The organism is Bacillus sp. Y3 (assembly GCF_008123875.1).
GTDB lineage: Bacteria > Bacillota > Bacilli > Bacillales > Bacillaceae > Bacillus > Bacillus altitudinis.
On record NZ_VSSC01000003.1, the window covers coordinates 331,417 to 351,635 of the forward strand.

26 protein-coding genes are annotated in these 20,219 nt (G+C 42.2%); 3 read left to right on the forward strand and 23 right to left on the reverse strand.

Annotated features, from left to right (window positions below; all coding sequences use genetic code 11):
• Positions 1–11 precede the first annotated feature (11 nt).
• From folD to FXF70_RS06775, 18 genes are all read right to left on the reverse strand, one after another.
• Entirely contained in the window at positions 12–863 is an 852-nt protein-coding gene (gene folD / locus FXF70_RS06690) for a bifunctional methylenetetrahydrofolate dehydrogenase/methenyltetrahydrofolate cyclohydrolase FolD (protein WP_007501171.1), read from the reverse strand.
• 14 nt (positions 864–877) lie between these two features.
• A complete protein-coding gene (gene nusB / locus FXF70_RS06695) occupies positions 878–1,270 on the reverse strand; it encodes a transcription antitermination factor NusB (protein WP_008342218.1) in 393 nt (130 codons plus the stop codon).
• A 209-nt stretch (positions 1,271–1,479) separates the two neighbouring features.
• Positions 1,480–1,887, reverse strand: coding sequence for an Asp23/Gls24 family envelope stress response protein (locus tag FXF70_RS06700; RefSeq protein ID WP_017357965.1), 408 nt, complete (start codon positions 1,885–1,887; stop codon positions 1,480–1,482).
• Positions 1,888–1,912: 25 nt separating this feature from the next.
• Positions 1,913–3,262, reverse strand: a complete 1,350-nt coding sequence (gene accC / locus FXF70_RS06705; protein ID WP_007501177.1) for an acetyl-CoA carboxylase biotin carboxylase subunit — start codon at positions 3,260–3,262, stop codon at positions 1,913–1,915.
• A gap of 11 nt (positions 3,263–3,273) precedes the next feature.
• Positions 3,274–3,756: an acetyl-CoA carboxylase biotin carboxyl carrier protein gene (gene accB, locus FXF70_RS06710; RefSeq protein WP_019743732.1), complete on the reverse strand. Its 483-nt coding sequence runs from the start codon at positions 3,754–3,756 to the stop codon at positions 3,274–3,276.
• Positions 3,757–3,950: 194 nt separating this feature from the next.
• Entirely contained in the window at positions 3,951–4,583 is a 633-nt protein-coding gene (locus FXF70_RS06715) for a SpoIIIAH-like family protein (protein ID WP_187424764.1), read from the reverse strand.
• Positions 4,583–5,218: a stage III sporulation protein AG gene (gene spoIIIAG, locus FXF70_RS06720; RefSeq protein ID WP_370539206.1), complete on the reverse strand. Its 636-nt coding sequence runs from the start codon at positions 5,216–5,218 to the stop codon at positions 4,583–4,585. Before spoIIIAG ends, FXF70_RS06715 begins: the two co-directional genes overlap by 1 nt.
• A 28-nt stretch (positions 5,219–5,246) precedes the next feature.
• Positions 5,247–5,879, reverse strand: coding sequence for a stage III sporulation protein AF (gene spoIIIAF / locus FXF70_RS06725; protein ID WP_007501185.1), 633 nt, complete (start codon positions 5,877–5,879; stop codon positions 5,247–5,249).
• Between the two features lie 14 nt (positions 5,880–5,893).
• A complete protein-coding gene (gene spoIIIAE, locus FXF70_RS06730; protein WP_148780024.1) occupies positions 5,894–7,087 on the reverse strand; it encodes a stage III sporulation protein AE in 1,194 nt (397 codons plus the stop codon).
• 19 nt (positions 7,088–7,106) lie between these two features.
• Positions 7,107–7,520 carry a stage III sporulation protein AD gene (spoIIIAD, locus tag FXF70_RS06735; RefSeq protein ID WP_087978339.1) on the reverse strand — a complete coding sequence of 138 codons (414 nt, stop codon included), beginning with the start codon at positions 7,518–7,520 and terminating at the stop codon, positions 7,107–7,109.
• The gene (gene spoIIIAC / locus FXF70_RS06740) at positions 7,517–7,723 is read right to left on the reverse strand and encodes a stage III sporulation protein AC (protein ID WP_003153142.1); all 207 of its coding nucleotides are present in this window, start codon (positions 7,721–7,723) and stop codon (positions 7,517–7,519) included. Before spoIIIAC ends, spoIIIAD begins: the two co-directional genes overlap by 4 nt.
• A gap of 19 nt (positions 7,724–7,742) precedes the next feature.
• Positions 7,743–8,258, reverse strand: coding sequence for a stage III sporulation protein SpoIIIAB (gene spoIIIAB / locus FXF70_RS06745; RefSeq protein WP_148780025.1), 516 nt, complete (start codon positions 8,256–8,258; stop codon positions 7,743–7,745).
• Complete coding sequence (spoIIIAA, locus tag FXF70_RS06750) at positions 8,252–9,175, reverse strand: stage III sporulation protein AA (RefSeq protein WP_148780026.1); 924 nt, start codon at positions 9,173–9,175, stop codon at positions 8,252–8,254. Before spoIIIAA ends, spoIIIAB begins: the two co-directional genes overlap by 7 nt.
• Positions 9,176–9,241: 66 nt before the next feature.
• A complete protein-coding gene (locus FXF70_RS06755) occupies positions 9,242–9,523 on the reverse strand; it encodes a YqhV family protein (RefSeq protein ID WP_008342211.1) in 282 nt (93 codons plus the stop codon).
• A gap of 375 nt (positions 9,524–9,898) precedes the next feature.
• On the reverse strand, positions 9,899–10,456 hold the full coding sequence (gene efp / locus FXF70_RS06760; protein ID WP_007501192.1) for an elongation factor P: 558 nt from the start codon (positions 10,454–10,456) through the stop codon (positions 9,899–9,901).
• Positions 10,457–10,481: 25 nt separating this feature from the next.
• Entirely contained in the window at positions 10,482–11,543 is a 1,062-nt protein-coding gene (locus FXF70_RS06765; protein ID WP_007501193.1) for a M24 family metallopeptidase, read from the reverse strand.
• Positions 11,540–11,983, reverse strand: coding sequence for a type II 3-dehydroquinate dehydratase (aroQ, locus tag FXF70_RS06770; RefSeq protein ID WP_007501195.1), 444 nt, complete (start codon positions 11,981–11,983; stop codon positions 11,540–11,542). Before aroQ ends, FXF70_RS06765 begins: the two co-directional genes overlap by 4 nt.
• Before the next feature lie 109 nt (positions 11,984–12,092).
• Positions 12,093–12,620 carry a YqhR family membrane protein gene (locus tag FXF70_RS06775; protein WP_008342207.1) on the reverse strand — a complete coding sequence of 176 codons (528 nt, stop codon included), beginning with the start codon at positions 12,618–12,620 and terminating at the stop codon, positions 12,093–12,095.
• Between the two features lie 221 nt (positions 12,621–12,841).
• Between FXF70_RS06775 and FXF70_RS06780 the strand changes: the two genes are divergently transcribed.
• Positions 12,842–13,798, forward strand: coding sequence for a DUF1385 domain-containing protein (locus tag FXF70_RS06780; protein WP_017357970.1), 957 nt, complete (start codon positions 12,842–12,844; stop codon positions 13,796–13,798).
• A 38-nt stretch (positions 13,799–13,836) separates the two neighbouring features.
• A complete protein-coding gene (locus FXF70_RS06785) occupies positions 13,837–14,232 on the forward strand; it encodes an SA1362 family protein (RefSeq protein WP_007501201.1) in 396 nt (131 codons plus the stop codon).
• Here the strand turns inward: FXF70_RS06785 and FXF70_RS06790 are convergent.
• From FXF70_RS06790 to FXF70_RS06800, 3 genes are all read right to left on the reverse strand, one after another.
• Positions 14,229–15,104 (reverse strand): patatin-like phospholipase family protein, encoded by an 876-nt coding sequence (locus tag FXF70_RS06790; protein WP_148780027.1) that lies wholly within the window; start codon positions 15,102–15,104, stop codon positions 14,229–14,231. The genes FXF70_RS06785 and FXF70_RS06790 overlap by 4 nt on opposite strands.
• Positions 15,105–15,409: 305 nt before the next feature.
• Positions 15,410–15,844, reverse strand: coding sequence for a transcriptional regulator MntR (gene mntR, locus FXF70_RS06795; RefSeq protein WP_003215946.1), 435 nt, complete (start codon positions 15,842–15,844; stop codon positions 15,410–15,412).
• Positions 15,845–15,929: 85 nt separating this feature from the next.
• A complete protein-coding gene (locus tag FXF70_RS06800; RefSeq protein ID WP_017357972.1) occupies positions 15,930–16,766 on the reverse strand; it encodes a lipoate--protein ligase family protein in 837 nt (278 codons plus the stop codon).
• Between the two features lie 219 nt (positions 16,767–16,985).
• On the opposite strand from FXF70_RS06800, the gene FXF70_RS06805 reads away from it, so the two are divergent.
• Positions 16,986–17,366 (forward strand): rhodanese-like domain-containing protein, encoded by a 381-nt coding sequence (locus FXF70_RS06805; protein ID WP_024718853.1) that lies wholly within the window; start codon positions 16,986–16,988, stop codon positions 17,364–17,366.
• A 39-nt stretch (positions 17,367–17,405) separates the two neighbouring features.
• Here the strand turns inward: FXF70_RS06805 and gcvPB are convergent, their stop codons facing one another.
• Positions 17,406–18,866: an aminomethyl-transferring glycine dehydrogenase subunit GcvPB gene (gene gcvPB / locus FXF70_RS06810; RefSeq protein WP_148780028.1), complete on the reverse strand. Its 1,461-nt coding sequence runs from the start codon at positions 18,864–18,866 to the stop codon at positions 17,406–17,408.
• Complete coding sequence (gene gcvPA / locus FXF70_RS06815) at positions 18,859–20,205, reverse strand: aminomethyl-transferring glycine dehydrogenase subunit GcvPA (protein WP_035702787.1); 1,347 nt, start codon at positions 20,203–20,205, stop codon at positions 18,859–18,861. The genes gcvPB and gcvPA overlap by 8 nt, the downstream gene beginning before the upstream one ends.
• Between the last annotated feature and the right edge of the window lie 14 nt (positions 20,206–20,219).

Sequence of the window (20,219 nt, forward strand, 5' to 3'; positions counted from 1 at the left end):
ATGGATCAAGCTTATGATAATGTACGTTTTGCTGATTTAACCGTATTGTGTGCAAGCATCGTAATTGTCATTGGACCCACTCCGCCAGGGACTGGTGTGATGTATGAAGCTTTTTCTTTTGCTGCTTCAAAGTCAACGTCCCCTACAAGTTTCCCTGTTTCTAGACGATTGACTCCTACATCAATGACAATAGCGCCTTCTTTAATTTGGTCAGCTTTAATAAAGTTTGCTCGACCGACGGCAACAACTAAAATGTCCGCTTTTAACGTATGTTCTGAAATGTTCGCCGTTCTTGAATGACAGTAGGTGACGGTTGCATTTTCGTTTAGTAGCAATTGTCCAACTGGTTTGCCGACGATATTGCTTCGTCCTACAACGACCACTTCTTTGCCAGAGAGATCCACACCTGTTTTGTTCAATAATTCAACAATACCTGCTGGTGTGCAAGGGAGGAATGTGTCTTCCCCAAGTAGCATTTTCCCGATATTTAGCGGATGAAAACCATCTACGTCTTTCTCTGGTGAAATTCGTTCAATGACGGCTTTTTCAGAAATATGTTTTGGCAGTGGAAGCTGAACAAGAATTCCGTGGAATTGATCATTTGCATTGTACTGATCAATCATCTTTAGCAATTCCTCTTCTGTTAAAGAAGCATCTAAATGATCAAGCTGGAAATGCATGCCCATGGCTTCTGCTGCTTTTTTCTTCCCGCGTACGTAAGAAAGTGAAGCCGGATCATCACCGATTAGAATAACGGCAAGACCAGGTGTGACTCCTTTTTGTTTTAGCTCTTCTACTTCTTTTGCTAATTGTTCACGCTTTTCTTTTGCTGTTTCTTTCCCATCGATGATTGTTGCTGTCATGTCGAATCCTCCTATTACTGCTTTAGGTCGTTTTTAATGTTTGAAAGTACACCATTTACAAATTTCGGCGCCTTATCGTCACCGAACAATTTAGCAAGTTCAATGGCTTCATTCATTGAAACACTCACCGGGATATCTTCTTGATATACCATTTCGTACACAGACAGCCTTAAAATGGCTCTGTCTACGTTCGCAATACGATCAAGTTTCCAATTCACAAGATGCTGTGAAATCATGTCATCGAGTTTGTCCTTTTGTTCGAGCACACCGAAAACCAGTTCCTCGAAAAAAGGATCTGATTCTTGTTCATCCAGCGCATGTGTAATGGCCTCTTTCGGATCAATATTGCTGACATCAATTTGAAATAATGTTTGTAGCGCCTTTTCTCTTGCAGTTCTTCTTTTCATTATTTACTCCTTTAACCACTTTATCCGCTTGTCGTTAAGCCATACAGAGATCATAACATATTTTGACCGCAGTCGCACCAAGATCCATGCGAGCTGTGACGAAAAACGAATCACTCCATGCGTGACGTAATCATCATGTTGAATTTTCCCAAAAATAGGCTTTAAAAAACCAAAGAGGCAATGCCTCCTTGGTTTCACTTCAACCCTTTTTACATTTCTTGATCAACTTCGGCTTCAGCTGTTTTTGTATCAAATTGAATGCCGACGACATGAATGTTGATTTCATTAATTGTTAAGGCCGTCATGTTTAAAAGGGTTTGACGGATATTTTCTTGAACAGCAGTGGATACCTTTGGAATGGATAGGCCAAATTCAACCACACAATACACATCAATTGTGATGCCTTCATCAGAGACATCTACTTTCACACCTTTACGGTGATTTTTCTTCCCAAAGCGTTCTGCCACATCAGCAGCGAAGTTGCCGCGCATTTCCGCAATTCCTTCGACCTCTGATGCAGCGATCCCAGCAATGACTTCAATCACTTCTGGCGCAATTTGCACTTTTCCCAATTGATCTTCATCAAGGTTCATTTCAAGCAAATTGTTTTCTGACACGATCATTCACCTCCGAAAGCTGTTATTATTTCATAATTTGATATGTTTCTAAAAACTTCGTATTAAAATTACCGCTCACAAATGTTTCGTGCTCTAGTAATCTGAGGTGGAATGGAATCGTTGTGTAGACTCCTTCAATGACGAATTCTTGAAGCGCACGTTTCATTCTTGCAATTGCTTCTTCTCTCGTTTTACCATATGTGATCACTTTCGCAATCATACTATCGTAATATGGCGGAATCACATAACCAGGATAAGCGGCAGAATCAACACGTACTCCTAAACCGCCTGGAGGAAGGTACATTTTAATTTCACCAGCAGAAGGCATGAAATTTTTCTCAGGGTTCTCTGCATTAATACGACATTCAATCGCCCAGCCTTCGTATACGACATCCTCTTGCGTAAGGGAAAGCTTTTCACCAGAAGCTACTTTGATCTGTTCTTTGATCAAATCAACACCAGTGACCATTTCCGTTACAGGATGCTCTACTTGGATACGTGTATTCATTTCCATGAAGTAAAACTTCTCTTCATTATAATCGTAAATGAATTCAACCGTTCCGGCACCTGTGTATTCAACAGCTTCGGCTGCTTTTACGGCAGCTTCACCCATTTGCTCACGAATATCTGCATTTAGTGCAGGTGATGGCGTTTCTTCCAGAAGCTTTTGCATTCTTCTTTGGATAGAACAATCACGTTCACCTAAGTGAATAGTATTTCCATGTTGATCAGCAAGGACTTGAATTTCAACGTGTCTAAAGTCTTCAATGAATTTCTCCAAATAGACACCTGGGTTCCCGAAGTTTTGAGCTGCTTCCTGCTGCGTGATGGTGACACCGTTAATGAGCTCTTCTTCTGTGCGAGCCACACGGATACCTTTACCACCGCCGCCTGCAGTTGCTTTAATAATGACAGGATACCCAATACCAGCTGCTGTTGAAACAGCATCATCAAGATCTTTTACAATTCCTTGAGAACCAGGGACAATTGGAACACCAGCTTGCTTCATTGTTTCTCTTGCCACATCTTTCGTTCCCATTTTGGAAATTGCTGACGCAGTTGGTCCAACAAAGATGACATTACATTCCTCGCAAAGCTCTGCAAAGTCTGCATTTTCAGCAAGGAAACCATATCCTGGATGAATGGCATCTGTACCTGTTAGTTTTGCCACACTGACAATATTTGTCACATTTAAATAACTATCTTTTGAAGCAGTCGGTCCGATGCAATATGCTTCATCAGCCATTTGAACATGCAGCGCATCACGATCCGCTTCAGAAAATACCGCAACTGTTTCAATTCCAAGCTCTTTACAAGCACGGATGATTCTAACTGCGATTTCTCCTCTGTTTGCAATTAATAGCTTTTTAATCATGATCGTACTCCTTACTCTGCTTTCACTAGAAAGAGGGGTTGTCCGAATTCTACAAGCTGACCGTTTTCAGCTAATACTTCGACGATTTCGCCTTTTACTTCTGCTTCGATTTCATTAAACAGTTTCATCGCTTCAACGATACATACAACTGAGTTTTCCTTCACTTTAGAACCTGTTGTCACATATGGATCTGCTTCTGGTGAAGAAGAGGCGTAAAATGTGCCAACCATTGGGGATGTGATTTTATGCAGGTTTTCAGACGCAGTTGCCTCTTGTGCAGGGGCTTCGGTCTGAGCTGGAGCTTGTGCTTTAGGAGCTTGTTGAGCTGGAGCTGCTTGGACAGGAGCCACTGGTGCTTGTGCCGCAACTTGCTGAACGACTTCTTTATTTTTCTTTAACTTAATTTTTGCACCTTCGTTTTCGTACGTAAATTCATCAATTGTTGATTCGTCAATTAATTTAATTAGTTCATGAATCTCTTCAATTTTTAACATGGATTTGCACCCCTATGTATGGATTTATCTTTTTTTATAGGCTAGTACTAAAAGTACATACTATAACCATCTTACAGGAGGATTTCGTTGAATTCAACTATTAATGTGATGAGACTCCTCGCACAAGCACCTGAAAAAGGGCGTCAACCCGCATGAAAAAACGCCCTTTTCAGAAAAGGGCGCTTGTGCATTTTTTATTGATTCGATGGCTCAAAAGTGACGGCTACGTTATCAAGCCCTCTCATTTCTTTTGTGACCAAATCAATAATATCTGCTGCTTGGGACTTTGATTTTTTATCAGAACGAACCGTGATGTTCACTTTATCTCCTTCTGCACTGACGAGCGCATCTTTATATCCTTTTGTTTTGATTAATGTCTCCAGCTGACGCTCTGTTCCTTCTGCCTCACTAAGCGCTGTCATTTGATCATAAGCTTCACTTTTCTCTTGCGCTGTTGCATCATCGCTAGACACGATTTCGTTATACTCTTCACGCTGCTTGCTGCGCTTATCTTCAAGTTCAAGTCTGTAGGTTGTGAAAAGTTCATCGTCGGTCTGCTCTGAAACAGCCTTTCCTTCTTCTCCACTTGTTTCAACATCTTCTTGTTTCGCATTGCTTTCTTTGTCAGTTGATTTCTCTTCTGTACCCTTTTCGGTTCCTTTGTCAGTCCCTTTTTCTGGCTCAGCCTTTTTCTCTTCCATTCCTTTTGATTTTGTATCTTCTACTGTCACAGCATTCTCACCTTGTGGAGACATGATATAGTACACACTTAATACGACAACTAAACTTAGCATCGTTAATAGCCAAACCGTTTGTTTTTTTAACATCATTCCGAATCCTCCTTGATTTTTTTAGGGGCAACAGCCACTCTATGGCTCGGTACATCAAGCACTCGTGTAACCGCTTCAATGATGGTTTTCTTTATTTGAACGTTGTCTACTCCTTGAGCAACAACGAGGACACCTCGAATGTCTGGCTTTTTCGTTTGGACAACAACAGGTGTTTCTTCATTTCCATTTTTAATTATGACAATCTCTTCTTCTTTTGTTTGATCCGTGACACTTCGCACGCCGCCTTCTTTGTCTGTTTCCTCGGTTGTAGTGCTTTTATTGGATTTGTTTTTTTCAAACACTTTTAAAGAGGTTGCGTCTACATTTACCACGATGGAAACATCCTCAACACCAATGATCGTTTCTAAAATCTCTTTCAGCTGATTTTCGTATTCTTGTTCAACATCCTCTATCGAGTTGTTTGACTTACCTGAAGAGGATGGTTTGAACACCGCCTGCTCTTCTGAGGATGTTTTTTTAGACGCAGGAACAGCAGCCTCTTGTTTGCTTGATGGCGGTGACAAAATCTGACTGACTAACATGAATGACACGCCGATGATGAAGACAAGCAGTAAGTAATGGTGCTTCGTTAATTTTGGTTTCCCTTCACCTTTTTCAGGTGCTTGGAACATTGATTTCAGTTTTTGTCTCCAGTCCTTGTTATTCATGATCTGCTGCGTCACCTCCCTCAATGTTGAGCGCAATGTGTTCAGGCCGTGTATTCCAAACATCTGCAAGCGTCTCTTTCACCCTCGCCATCTCTTTTGCTGACGCCCCGGCGCTTTCCTCCTTTTGCCTGGAGAGATCAATGTCGACCTTTGCCACCGTTTCTACAGCATCACCTGTGAGCGGGACAAGGACTGCTTTGATGCGAAATTGATCTGCCTCCATATTCTGATCAAGGTGCTCCTCATCTGCCAACACTTCTACGTGTTTCATTTCATAGCTCTCCTTCTCCAGTGGCTCCTTTGCGCTTTTTTCTAGTTGGACAGCCATTTGCTTTAAAATATATGCACGCTGTGAAGCTTGTATTTCTTTTTTTTCTAAATTCATCTGATTTTTTATTTCTTCTGATTGCGCTTGGTCCTTCCCTTTCATGATTTCTGAGAAAATTTGGTCCGGATCTGCCCGGAATAACGCAAAGATCGGATTAAGCATCACCACAATCAACAGTAAGCTGACGACCATTTTTGCATACTTCTGCATGCTTGAATTGGGAAGCAAAAGATCAATCACAATCGCAAATAAAATAAATAGAATAATACTTGTGATCCATTCTGTGAGAAAACTCAAATGGTGTCCCCTCCTTACTTCATCATCATGGTGAGGTTGCCAGCTGTGATGATAACGGTAATGCTTAAAAAGAACATAAGCGATACAACAGCTAATGCAGCAAATATATAAAGAACACTTTTTGAAATGACATCAAGGCAGCTTATAATCGGCCCGCCTCCTAAAGGCTGAAGAATCGCAGCGGCCAATTTATAAATCAGAGCGAGCGACAGCACTTTAATCGCTGGGAAAGCCGCAATTGAAATCAAAATGGCGACGCCTACAAGGCCAACCGTATTTTTCAGCAGCACAGAGGCGCTGATAACGGTATCTGTCGCATCAGTAAACATTCTGCCAAGGACAGGGATGAAATTTCCAGTAATAAACTTGGCTGTGCGAAGAGCGATTCCATCCGTGATAGCAGCAGATGCCCCCTGTACAGAAATGACGCCGAGGAATACGGTTAAAAAAACAGCAAGCCCGCCAATGGCGACATTTCTTAACAGCTGGGCAAGCTGGGTCACTTTGTATTGTTCGGTCAATGTACTGACGATGCTCAAGATCGCTGATAAAAAGATGAGCGGAAGAACGACATATTGAATAAAAACCCCGCTCGTGTTCATTAAAAACAAAATCACAGGATGAAAGAATCCGGCTGAGACAAGCCCGCCTGATGAGGCAATAAGTGCTAATAAAAGAGGAATAAGAGCAAGAATAAAACTAGTCATCGTTTGAATGGCTTCTGTTGCATAAGAGATCGCAACATGAAAACTGTTTAATGCAATAATGATAAGCACCATATAAACAAGAGCGTATGCAACTTTACTAACAGTGCTTTGCTCAAACGCATTTTGTAAAAGCTGCAAAAGCGAACAAAAGATGGTGAGTAATATAAGTGTGCCTAAGAGCTTTCCATTGGCAATCAGCTCATGAAACAGATAATGAACAAAAGCCTTCAGCCACGTTTGGGGAGACAGCTCTTTATCGCCATCGATCATTTCCTTCACTGTACCTTTTTGGCTTTCAGGCAGAAAGCCGCCATACTCGTCCAATATCGTTTCCCAAAAGTCACTGATAGAATGAAGCTCTAAGGCATCAGCCTGTCCACCCGCAACTTCTTCTGGGACCGGTTCTTCACTTGATAAAGGCACACTTTCTTCTGCACCTGCATACGGAACGATCATCCAAAAGAACATCATAAACCCTAGCACAGCTGTCACCCGTTTCATCATCATCACCTCTTTTCCATCAAGTCATGGACGGGATCATACCTAGGATCGTCTCAATGATGACCGTTAAAATCGGTACCGCCATGACCAAAATAAGAATCTTGCCGCCAAGCTCTATTTTTGAAGCGATGGCGCCTTGCCCCGCATCCTTTGTGAGCTGGGCACCAAATTCTGCAATATAGGCAATGCCAATGATTTTCAAAATGGTTTCAACGTATTTCATATTGACACCTGCACTTGCTGCAATTTTTTCAATCATGGAGATAATGGCATAGATTTGATCGATTAAATAAAGGAAAATGACACATCCAGTAAACACAACAAGCATAAAGGCGAAGGTTGGCTTTTGTTCTTTGACGATTAATGCTAGAAAAGTAGCGATTAAACCAAGTCCAACAATTTGAATGATTTCGATTTGTAAGCCCTCCCCTATCCTTGAAATAGAAATACGGCTTTAATCTTCTTAAACAAATCATCCACAATGGTAGCAACCATAAATAAAATGTAGATAAATCCAAGCAGTGTCACCCACTGTGCGTACTCTTTTTTCCCCATTTGATCTAAAATCGTATGGAGAAAAGCCACGACGATACCCACTCCTGCAATTTGGAATATGACGTTTACATCAACGCCCATGCTCTCGACTCCCTTCCTCTCACATCAATAACAGAATCAGTAGTAACCCACTTAGAAAACCAAGACTTCTCACCATTTTTTCATTTTTCGCTTGGGCAACTTCAGCTTCTTTTTCCTCTGATGCCAAATGGCCTAAAGCTAGCTTGATATATTTTTGCTGAGCCGTCACATCATGCTGACCAAGGGTTTCTCCAAAGTGCTTCAGCGCCTCATATTCGCCTTTTTTTAATACGGTTTTTTTCCATACATCCTCTAGACTTTCATTCCATGCATGCCTCGCAGAAAAAGTTCCGACGTTGAGTTTTTCTGCAAATTGTTCAAATAGCCGATTCACAGGCGGTCCTACTTGGGACGCAATTTGGTCAGCGGCTCTAGCTAAAGGAGTTTGACCATACATAATTTCAGCTTCAAGAGATTGGAGTGCAAATCGGAGCTGGCGGATTTGCTTTGGCCGATCACTGTACCGCTTCGCAAACTCGAATCCTCCCCATGTCGTAGCCGCAACAATGAAAATAGCACCAATAAGCTTTAACATACGTCCACTCCCCGCCTCCGCTTCAGCTCTTGTCCATCTTGGTCAAATATCCGTCCGATCGTGCCAGGCCCTTTTTCTCTATTTAATTCCACATATCGCTCAAACACACGAAGCTGCCATAACGGTTCAAATGATGGCCGTTTAGATAAGTCTTCAAGTGAATACCCATGAGCTGAGACGATAATGGTGACTCCAGCATGGATTGCTTCTAGCAGTGCCTGTACATCTTCACTTTTTCCGATTTCATCGACAATGATGACTTCCGGGCTCATGGATCTGATCATCATCATTAATCCTTCAGCCTTTGGGCACGCATCAAGTACATCAATCCGGTGCCCAAAAGAATGCTGCGGCACTCCTCTTATACAACCTGCGATTTCAGATCGTTCATCTACAATCCCTGTTTTTCTAGGAGAAATGGCTGTTGTTCCTGTACTGACAAGACGTGCTAGATCACGCAACAATGTCGTTTTCCCGGTTTGCGGCGGACCTATAATCAGTGTGTTACACCAATGTTTTTCATATAAATAAGGGAGAAACGGCAGAGCAATTCCGATCTTCTCTTTTGCGATGCGAATATTAAATGAAGAAATATCTCTTAAGCCTTTGACGAATCCATTTTCGACGATGACCTTTCCAGCAAGCCCAACCCGATGTCCGCCAGATATGGTGATATAGCCCTGTTTTAACTCTTCCTCAAGTGTGTACATGCTGTAATTACTGAGCCTGCCTAATAGCTGAGCCGCATCTTCACCTGTTGTATAATAAGAAAGAAAGCGGGGTTTTCCTCCTTGCATCAGCTCAATTGGGCGATCGGTGCGAATGCGGATTTCTTCTATTTGCGCCCACTCTGATTCTTTTAACATGCTGAGTTCTTGTCCAATTGAGTGCGGGAGAATATCCAACAAACTCCGCAACGAATTCCCCTCCTTTTTTTCTTCTCTAAAATGTATGATGTATGCTGTTAATTATGCCAAGCCATTTCACTTATAAATTCCAACAAGAATAAATACGACACCAATGAAAATAAACACAAGCTTCGCATAGGATAACTGCCCTGCAATTTGATAGATTCCAATCGTCATCGTGATAATAAAAATGAGCGGCCCGATGATCGCTAATATACTATTGATGACAACCGCTTTACGCACATCATTAGTCACTAAAATGAGGATGGCGGCCGTCAGTTCAATCGAGGCAGATAAAAACCTCATCCCTGCCATGGCAGCGACTGATGGGTGTATACCCGGGAGAAATTGTTTCATATAGAACCTCCAGCTTTTTTTACACTATATGCTTCACTAGCTAGAAGTAGTCTTGTTTTTCAAAAGGAAGAGAGATGGATGAGAGAATAGAGTAAGGGGTGTCATAACGAGGCGTCCTATTTTTCAAATAAAAAAAGACTGTAAACACGAAGTTTACAGTCTCAGATAGTTGACAAAGGGCTAAAATGAACTTGATTTTAGCCCTTTGTCTTCTTTTCAGCGTGATAGAAAACCTTTGCAGTCTAGGAAGAACGAGCACTGGCGCGGAGCGAATTTGACATTCGTGAGCACCAGCGCGCAGGACTGACAAAGAATGCGAGGGTTTGCCTACACGCTGAGACTGTAAACACGAGGTTTACAGTCTCTCTCCGTTCATTACGCTCTTGAAACGTATGAACCGTCAGATGTATTGATCACTAGTTTATCACCTTGGTTCACAAAGAAAGGAACGTTCACGATTAAACCAGTTTCTGTTTTTGCAGGTTTTGATCCACCTGATGTCGTATCACCTTTAATACCAGGCTCTGTTTCTACCACTTCTAGTTCTACAGTGTTTGGAAGTTCTACTCCAAGTGTTTCATCACCGTACATGACGATTTGAACCGACATATTCTCAAGCAAATATTTCAGCTCATCTTTGATTTGCGCTTCGCTTAGTTCAAGTTGTTCGTATGAACTTGTATCCATGAATACATGCTGATCGCCATTTGCATATAAATATTGCATTGTTTTTGTTTCAATTTGAGCTTTCGCTACTTTTTCACCTGCACGGAATGTTTTCTCTTGAATCGCACCTGTACGCAGGTTACGCAGTTTCGAGCGGACAAACGCTGCGCCTTTTCCTGGTTTTACGTGTTGGAAATCCACTACACGCCAAATACCGCCGTCCACTTCAATTGTCAGGCCTGTACGAAAATCGTTTACTGAAATCATTTTGTCATCCTCCTACATTTCACCATCATAATATGATAAGTTCTTTCGGTGAGTGGGTCAATCGTTTATTGCCGTCAGCTGTCAGGACAATATCATCCTCAATTCTCACGCCGCCGACATCCGGCAAGTAAATGCCTGGTTCAACTGTCACAACCATTCCCTCTTCTAACACGACATCTGAGCGTGAGGAAAGGCCAGGTGCTTCATGTACTTCCATACCAAGACCATGTCCAGTCGAATGCCCGAAGTATTGACCGTAGCCATACTTTTCAATGATGTCTCGTGTGATGCGATCAGCTTCTTTTCCTGTTAAGCCTGGCTTGATTTTATCCACACCAGCGTTTTCTGCTTCTAATACGATATGATAAATTTCCTTTAATTTGTCGCTTGGTGTTCCTACAGCAATGGTTCTTGTCATGTCTGAACAATAGCCTTTATAATAGGCACCGAAATCCAGTGTCACCAAGTCGCCAGATTCAATCACCTTTTCGCTCGCTCTCCCGTGTGGCAGGCTTGAACGAACGCCAGAGGCAACAATCATATCGAATGAAGATCCTTCTGCCCCTTCTTTTCTCATGAAAAATTCAAGCTCGTTCATGACCGCAATTTCTGTCAGGCCCGGCTTGATGTACGTGAGAATATGATCAAAGGCATGATCTGCAATCTTCGCAGCTTCCTCTAATATCTTAATCTCTTCATTAGACTTAATCAAGCGCAACTTTTCAACTGATTCTGAGACTGGAACAAGCTCGATACCGCTTGCTTTCCCCGAGTACTGCTGGTAGGTGGCAAATGTCATATGGTTTTGTTCAAAACCAAGACGTTTCACCCCAAATTCGTTTGCCGTTTGGACAGCAGTTTCCACAATGTTTCCTTTATGTTCAATGATGTCATAGCCCTTTACTTGATCCTTGGCTTGCTCCGTGTAACGAAAATCCGTAATAAAGGCGGCACGATCCTTTGAAACGATGGCAAGACCGGCTGATCCAGTAAAACTTGTCATATAATGTAAATTAAAGCTGCTCGTAATCACTAAACCATCTATGTCTAATTCAGCTAAAAGTTTTCTTAGTTTTTCAAGTTTCATGATACTGCTCCCCCTTCACTGACTAAATAACGAATCGCCAATTTATATCCTTCTAAACCAAGTCCAACGATTTGACCTTGGCATACTGGAGCAAGAACCGAATGATGGCGGAATTCCTCTCTCTTATGAACATTTGTGATATGTACTTCGATGACAGGTAACGTAATACTTGCAATGGCATCTCTCAGTGCATAGCTATAGTGGGTAAAAGCACCCGGGTTAAACACGACGCCATCGTACTGATCTTCTGCTTCATGGAGCGCATCGACCAAATCTCCCTCGTGATTCGATTGAAAGAACGTCAATTGAATATTTGCTCTTTCTGCAAACTGAAACAAATCCGTTTCTAAATCTGTTAATGTTTTACTTCCATAAACTCCTGGCTCTCTCTTGCCGAGCCTATTTAAGTTGGGCCCATTCAGCACTAGAAAATGAGGCATATGACCACTCCTTCACCCTAATTCACTCTATATCGATGTCTGTTTCTTTTTCCTTAGAAACCTTTCGTTTCCAAAAATAATTTTATCATATGAATGGTGGATTTACACTTTATTCTGTCTTTTTCCCGAGTGCCCTTGCAAGCTTCTGACTCGTTAATTCATTGTATTCAAATGAAATACTGTATCCGACAAACATGCCATATAAAATATATAGGCAAAATGTCGTCACAATGGTGCTTTGCTGCAAATCTTGCACTTGCTTCACATCGGGGAATATAGGATTAAATACATAAAAAACAAGCAGCCACAAAATCCCTCCATAAATCAGTCCCATCCAAAAACCTTTGATCCGTTTGAGCAGTCCATAATAAATAAAGGCTGCCCCAATAGATAAAATCCCTAAAAGTACAATACTCATAAATGTACCAAGTCCGCCTTTTTTCCATTCACCAAGCACAAATGGCTGCAACAGCATATTTGGACTCACCTCTGAAAAATGAAACACATGGGTCAGAAATCCGATAAAGCCCCAAAAAACTCCGCCGACAAAACCTGTGGCTGCTGCCCTTGCCACCATTGAAGACGTTTGTACTGATTGATTTTTTTCTTCTTGGTTTTTCTTTTCATCACGTTTCATATAAACACCTCCAGCAAGTAGTATGTCCAAAATGTCATGAAAAAAAAGGATTTCCGTGCGAGAGTGTAAAATTTTTATAACAGGGTATACTGGCTAAAAAGAGGTAGATAGAATTCTAGTAGATAATCGACCTGTGAGCTAGTGATTTCCCCTCTTTTCCTGTACAATAAAGGTATAAGGAAATGCATGTAAATTACAGGAAACAGGCAGGTTGATGAAATATGTCCAATCAAACAAAACCTCCAGCATATGGAGGGCAGGCAGTTGTGGAAGGTGTCATGTTCGGAGGTAAAATGAACTATGTGACAGCGATTCGGCGTAAGGATGAGTCGATTGAGTTTTTAAAGCTTCCCCGGACCTCCAATAAACGAACCGCCTTTCTTAAGAAAATCCCTTTTGTCAGGGGTGTTGCTGCACTTGTTGAAGCAAGCGCAAACGGCAGTAAGCACTTAAACTTCTCCAGCGAGCGCTATGACTTAGATCCTTCTGAAGATCATTCTCTTGAAAAAGAACAAAAAAGCTCGAAATTATCAATGATCTTCGGCATTGCTGTGATCGGAGTTCTCTCTCTTCTTTTTAGTAAATTTGTCTTTACTTTAGTGCCTGTCTTTTTAGCTGAACTTGTGCGTCCGGTGTTTTCTGGAAACTTCGCACAAATTGCAGTGGAAACATTCTTTAAATTGATCCTGTTATTAGGCTATATTTACTTTATTTCCATGACCCCTTTAATTAAAAGGGTATTTCAATATCATGGGGCAGAACATAAAGTCATAAACTGCTATGAACAGAATCTTGACATCACAGTGGAAAATGTCCAAAGCCAATCTCGCCTGCATTATCGATGCGGCAGCAGCTTTATTTTATTCACTGTCATTGTCGGCATGTTCGTCTATTTACTCGTACCGACAGATCCTTTATGGGTGAGAGTTCTGAATCGCTTGGCGCTTATTCCGGTTGTTCTGGGCATTTCATTTGAAGTGCTTCAGCTCACAAACAAACTCCGTGACGTGCCAGTGCTTAAAGTGCTTGGCTATCCTGGCCTTTGGCTGCAATTGCTCACAACAAAAGAACCCTCTGATGATCAAGTCGAGGTAGCCATTGCAAGTTTTAATGAACTTCTTCGTTTAGAGGAAGCATCTGCGAAACAAGCATCAGATTCTGCTCATCAAGTGATCTAGTTTATAAATCCGGTAAATTCTTTCGGAGGTGGACAGTTATGAATCGCCGAGTACATCCTGCTTTTACCATTATTTTCGCTTTAGGTGTTTTGGGATTTGTGTATTTACTCACAACGAATCCAAGCAGACTCTTTACAATGCTGCTATCAGTTGTGATCGTTGGAGCGGTTCTATTTTTCTTATTTAGATGGCTGATGAATCGAAGAACTGGAACAGAAGGAAATCTTTATCGTAAAGCAGTCAAACAATCAAAACGTCGCTACCAGCAGCCTAAACCAAAAACGAAAAGCCAGATGAAAAACCGGGTCACTCATTTGCGAAGCGTGCCGACTGACCACAAGTCGAAGCCCGTCCTTCTCAAAAAGAAAAGCCAAACACATTTGACAGTCATTGAAGGCAAGAAAAACAAAAAGAAAAATCGCGCCTTATTTTAAAATGTCCAGCTCTTTAAAAATTGCTCGGCCTTCTGTCTGCCTAGATCGACGAGCGCCCTTTTCTTTTCTGTCATCAGCTGAAAATCAGTGGCAATGACGTGTTCTACAGGAATAAAAATAATATGACGTTCGTGTTTTGTGGCAATATGTCTTTCGTCATGAGCACCACGCATCGTTTCAAATAGAGCGCCAAACAGTTCAAACGCATTGCGGATGGAATGTTGAGGGCGTTCTTTTTCGTTTGGGGTTAATGTGACACCGACAAACGGTCTTTTTTTCTCTTCAGCAAAAAGCCAAATCGGAAAGTTGCTGAGCACGCCGCCATCCACTATGGTACAAATTCCTTTTGAAGACCTCAGTTTGACAGGTTCGAAAAAATACGGCAGACTGCAGCTCATCCGAATGGCTCTGGCAACAGAAAACCGTTCTGGATTTAATCCATAGGAAGGAAGGTCATCTGGAAGGACAAGGATTTTGCCATTTGTTAAATCAGAAGCGACGATTTTGAGCGTATCTTTTTTCAGATCCCCGAATACGGTGACGCCTTTTCGTTTTAACACGTCTGTCAGCCATTTTTCTAGACGGTCACCTTTGTAAAGGCCAAGACGCCAATAAATAGACACCCACCTGAGCATTTTAAACGGGATGAATTGACACCTTCGATCAAGCAATTGATGCTCATCCATTTTGTCTAACAGCTCCCGAATCTCCTGACTCGTAAAACCCGCTGCGATGAGTGAAGCAATGATCGCTCCCGCACTCGTTCCAGCGAGACGGACAAATTGAAATCCTCTTGCTTCAAGCGCTTCATAGGCGCCTGCAAGTGCTGCACCCTTAATGCCTCCACCTGAGAACACACCATCTATCTTCATCAAGGAGCCCCCTTTTCTGTCACACTATTAATAGTGTAGGAGCATTTGCCTTTCATTAGAACTATATTCAAAAAGGACACCCTTCGCCAGGTGTCCTTTCAGCGTGTAGACAAACCCTCGCATTCGGTGTCAGTCCTGCGCTCCGGTGCTCACGAATGTCAAATTCGCTCCGCTCCGATGCTCGTCCTTCCTAGACTGCAAAGGTTTTCTTTCACGCTGAAAAGAAGACAAAGAGCTAAAATAAAGTACATTTTACCCCTTTGTCAACAATTTAAAAGGACACCCTTCGCCAGGTGTCCTTTTTCTTAAGATTCTTGATTTGTTTGTTCGTTTTTCTTTTGAATCGCTTTCAGCTGAACGGATCGCTCATCGTTTTCTTCAAAGAATTGGACGAGGTCGCCGATGCGGTCAATGCTGTTCCAGCTGAGATGATGCTCAATACCTTCTACATCATCATAAATTTTCTCTTCATCTACACCAATGATTCTTAAAAATTGCTCTAGCAGTTCATGTCTGTATACGAGACGTTTTCCAATTTTTTTGCCTTTCGGGGTTAAAATTAGACCACGATATTTCTCATAAATGAGGTATTCATCTTTATCTAGCTTCTGAACCATTTTTGTTACAGAGGAGGGATGGACAGCGAGGGCTTCTGCAATATCAGATACTCTTGCATATCCTTTTTCTTCTATCAGCATATAAATTTGTTCAATATAATCTTCCATACTAGGTGTAGTCATAAAACCCCTCCAAAATGCACCTTTACTTAATAATCATAACAATTCTACACCATCGCCCATTAAAAAACAAGAAGAGTCCTTCGTCTTAACGCTTGTAATTCCAATCATCTGTGGCGTATTTCGTTTTGGCGAGGTGATGAACAAATGCCAACTCTTCATCTGTCAGCTCATAAGGCACAAGCTCGATATTTAATCCTTTTTCAAACCCTCGTTTAAATGCAACACGCGCATCGTCTATCGTACATGTTCGATCTGAAATTTCATTGATCGCCACCGCTTTGTTTTTAAAGCTGCGCTGCATCCGCTCTCTCACCCGGTCGTTTGGATACAGAAATAAATCAAACAATTTGTCCTCATCAAGATCAATTAAAATCGAGCCATGCTGGAGGATCACACCTTTTTGCCTTGTTTGCGCACTGCCTGCTACTTTTCTGCCTTCTACAACAAGCTCGTACCATGAAGGCGCATCAAAACAGACAGACGATCTTGGATTTTTTAAGCTTTCTTTTTCTTTTTCTGTACGAGGAATGGCAAAATACGCATCGAGTCCCAGTTCTTTAAAGCCCTCTAAAATCCCTTCTGAAATGACGCGGTATGCCTCTGTCACCGTCGCCGGCATCTCTGGGTGCTCTTCTGACACGATGACACTGTAGGTCAATTCCTGATCATGAAGAACGCCGCGGCCTCCTGTAGGCCTGCGGACAAATCCAAGACCATAGCGCTCAACCGCTTCCATGTTGATTTCTTTTTCAACATGTTGAAAATATCCAACAGATAATGTCGCTGGATTCCAACCATAAAAACGGATCACAGGCGGGATCAGCTTCTCGCTATGCCAATAAAGCAAGGCTTCGTCCATTGCCATGTTAAAGGCAGGGTCTTGGTTTCCTGTATCAATGAAACACCATTTCTCTTTTTGCATATAAAATCCCTTCTCTTTTACGTAGTCAATGTTAGATAATGGTGGTGACCACCGATTTTCTCTCTTCATCAGTCTATCAAATAGGGAAGGAATTGAAAATAATTCTTACCATTTATGATGACAAGTTTCTTTTGCTTTACTATAATAGTATTTGTCTAAAACGTACCATCAGACAGGTGACTGTGCTGATGCTCAAGAAGGAGTCGAGTCGTATTGCCAATATTCAACTATATCGTCCTCTCACTTTGTGGACTTTTCGTTCTTTATTCCATCGGCAGTTACATTTATCAGCAGCGCATAATGAAAACGCTGACGGAAGCAGAATTTATCAAAGGTTACCGCAAAGCCCAACTCATTGATGTGAGAGAACCAAATGAGTTTGAAGGCGGACATATTTTAGGCGCAAGAAACATTCCCCTTTCACAATTAAAGCAGCGCAAAAATGAAATACGCCCTGACAAGCCTGTTTATCTCTATTGCCAAAATAATTTGAGAAGCGGAAAGGCTGCTCAAACGTTACGTAAAAATGGCTGTCGTGAGATTTATAATTTAAAGGGCGGCTTTAAAAAATGGGGCGGCCGCATTAAAACAAAGAACTAACAAAAAAGACTCTGGGAGCTATTGCCCCCATGAGTCTTTTTATTTTCTTTCAAAAACCAGCACTGGATTCCGTGCAGCCTTTGTTTCATCCATTCGTTTCACAACGGTTGTATGTGGTGCTTCCTGTACGATTTCTGGGTTCTCTTCCGCTTCTTTTGCAATTTGAATCATCGCTTCAATAAATGCATCAAGGGTTTCTTTTGATTCTGTTTCAGTTGGTTCAATCATGATACATTCCTCTACATTTAGCGGGAAGTAAATCGTTGGCGGATGATAGCCAAAATCAAGTAATCGTTTGGCAATATCCAGTGTCCGCACACCTAGTTTCTTTTGGCGTTTACCTGAAAGGACAAATTCATGCTTACAGTGGCGGTCAAATGGCAAATCATAATGAGCACATAAGCGGCGCATCATATAGTTTGCATTCAACACCGCATGATCAGTTACAGCCTTTAAGCCGTCTGGTCCCATAGAGCGGATATACGCATACGCTCTGACATTGATACCAAAGTTCCCATAGAACGGTTTCACACGGCCGATGGAATCTGGACGATCGTAATCAAAGAAATAACCATCTTCTTTCTTCACAAGCACTGGCTTTGGCAAATATGGAATCAAATCCTTTTTCACACCCACAGGACCTGAACCAGGGCCTCCTCCTCCGTGTGGACCTGTAAAGGTTTTATGAAGATTTAAGTGAACCACATCAAATCCCATATCCCCCGGTCTTGCTCTACTTAATACAGCATTTAAGTTCGCTCCATCATAATAAAGCTTCCCGCCTGCTCCGTGGACGATTTCAGCCATTTCTAAAATATTTTCTTCAAAAAGGCCGAGTGTATTTGGATTTGTGAGCATGAGCGCCGCCGTTTCTTCATTGACCACACGGCGCAGGTCGTCTAAATCGACAAGCCCATGTTCATTAGATGCCACCGTAATCGTTTCAAATCCAGCTACTGTTGCAGATGCGGGATTTGTTCCATGAGCAGAATCAGGCACGATGACTTTTGTTCGTTTATGATCTCCTCTTGCTTCATGGTATGCACGAATCATCATGAGCCCCGTCCATTCGCCATGTGCTCCTGCCGCAGGCTGTAATGTCACAGCGTCCATTCCTGTAATTTCTTCTAAATGGTCACCTAAATCATAAAGTAACTCTAATGCACCTTGCACAGTGTCTGCCTCTTGAAGTGGATGCACGTTCGAGAAACCTGCAAGACGTGCCACCTTTTCGTTAATCTTTGGATTATATTTCATCGTACAAGAGCCTAGAGGATAAAAGCCAGAATCGACCCCGTGATTACGCCTAGATAATGCTGTGTAGTGACGCATAATATCCAGTTCAGAAACCTCTGGCAGCTCCGCATCTTCATGGCGGATATACGCTTCATCAAATAAATCTGGGAGCTTCTCCTCAGGTACGTCTAAATCAGGCAGGCTGTAACCAATTCTTCCTTCTTTGGATAATTCAAAAATAAGCGGCTGATCTTGTTTATTCATGACGATCCCCCAATTCCTTGATGAACGTATCAATTTCTTCTTTTGTTCTTAGTTCTGTCACAGCGACGAGCATATGCTGCTGAAGCTCTGGATAATCACGTCCCAAGTCATATCCACCGATGATTCCTTTTTCAAGCAATCGCTCATTCGCTTCTTTCACAGGTTCATTCAGTTTCAACACAAATTCATTAAAATGAGCGCCCTCTATTTCAGCCTGTAACCCATGTTTTTCTGCCTGCGTCTTAGCATAATGGGCCTTTTGTACATTTTGATAGGCAATGTCTTTGATACCTGTTTTCCCAAGCGCCGTCATCGCAACAGAAGCGGCTAACGCATTTAATGCTTGGTTCGAACAAATATTTGAAGTCGCTTTGTCTCTTCGGATATGCTGCTCGCGCGCTTGAAGGGTCAGCACAAATCCTCGCACACCGTTCTCGTCTTCTGTTTGCCCGACTAAACGCCCCGGCACTTTCCGCATTAATTTTTTCGTCACAGCGAAATATCCACAATGAGGTCCGCCAAATGCAGCTGGAATGCCAAACGGCTGCGCATCACCAACGACAATATCTGCCCCAAGCTTTCCTGGTGGTGTCAGTAAACCAAGTGCAAGTGGGTTACTTGAGACGATGAACAGACTTTTCCCTTTATGTGCAATCGGTTCAATGTCTTTTAACGGTTCGACAACACCGAAGAAGTTTGGGTATTGTACAAGGACCGCTGCTGTTTCGTCGCAGACGGCTTCTTCTAATGCAGCTAGATCGGTCTGACCTTTTCGCGCAGGTACCTCGACGACTTCAATATGCTGTCCTTTCGCATATGTTTTCAGCACCGCTCTTGATTCAGGATGAACCGTCTCAGATACCACAATCTTTTTCTTTTTTGTATGTCCTGCAGCCAGCATCGCCGCTTCAGCTAATGCCGTTCCGCCATCATACATCGAGGAGTTGGCAAGATCCATACCGGTCAGCTCAGCAATCATTGTTTGAAATTCAAAGATTGCTTGCAATTCACCTTGAGAAATTTCAGGCTGATAAGGTGTGTACGCTGTATAAAATTCAGAACGTGAAATCACATGATCGACAATCACAGGCTGGTAATGATCATACACACCAGCACCTAAAAACGAGGCATAAGCCACTGTATCTTTATTTTTTGCAGCAAGACGAGACAATTCCCGCACTAGCTCTGTTTCTGATGCGGCTTCTTTAATGTTGTACGCACCTTTGAATCTGACTTTCTCTGGGATATCTGAGAAAAGCTCATCAATTGACTGAACACCGATGACATCCAGCATTTCTTTTTGATCTTGCTCTGTTTGCGGCAAATACCTGTGCTTCATCCTCTATTCCTCCT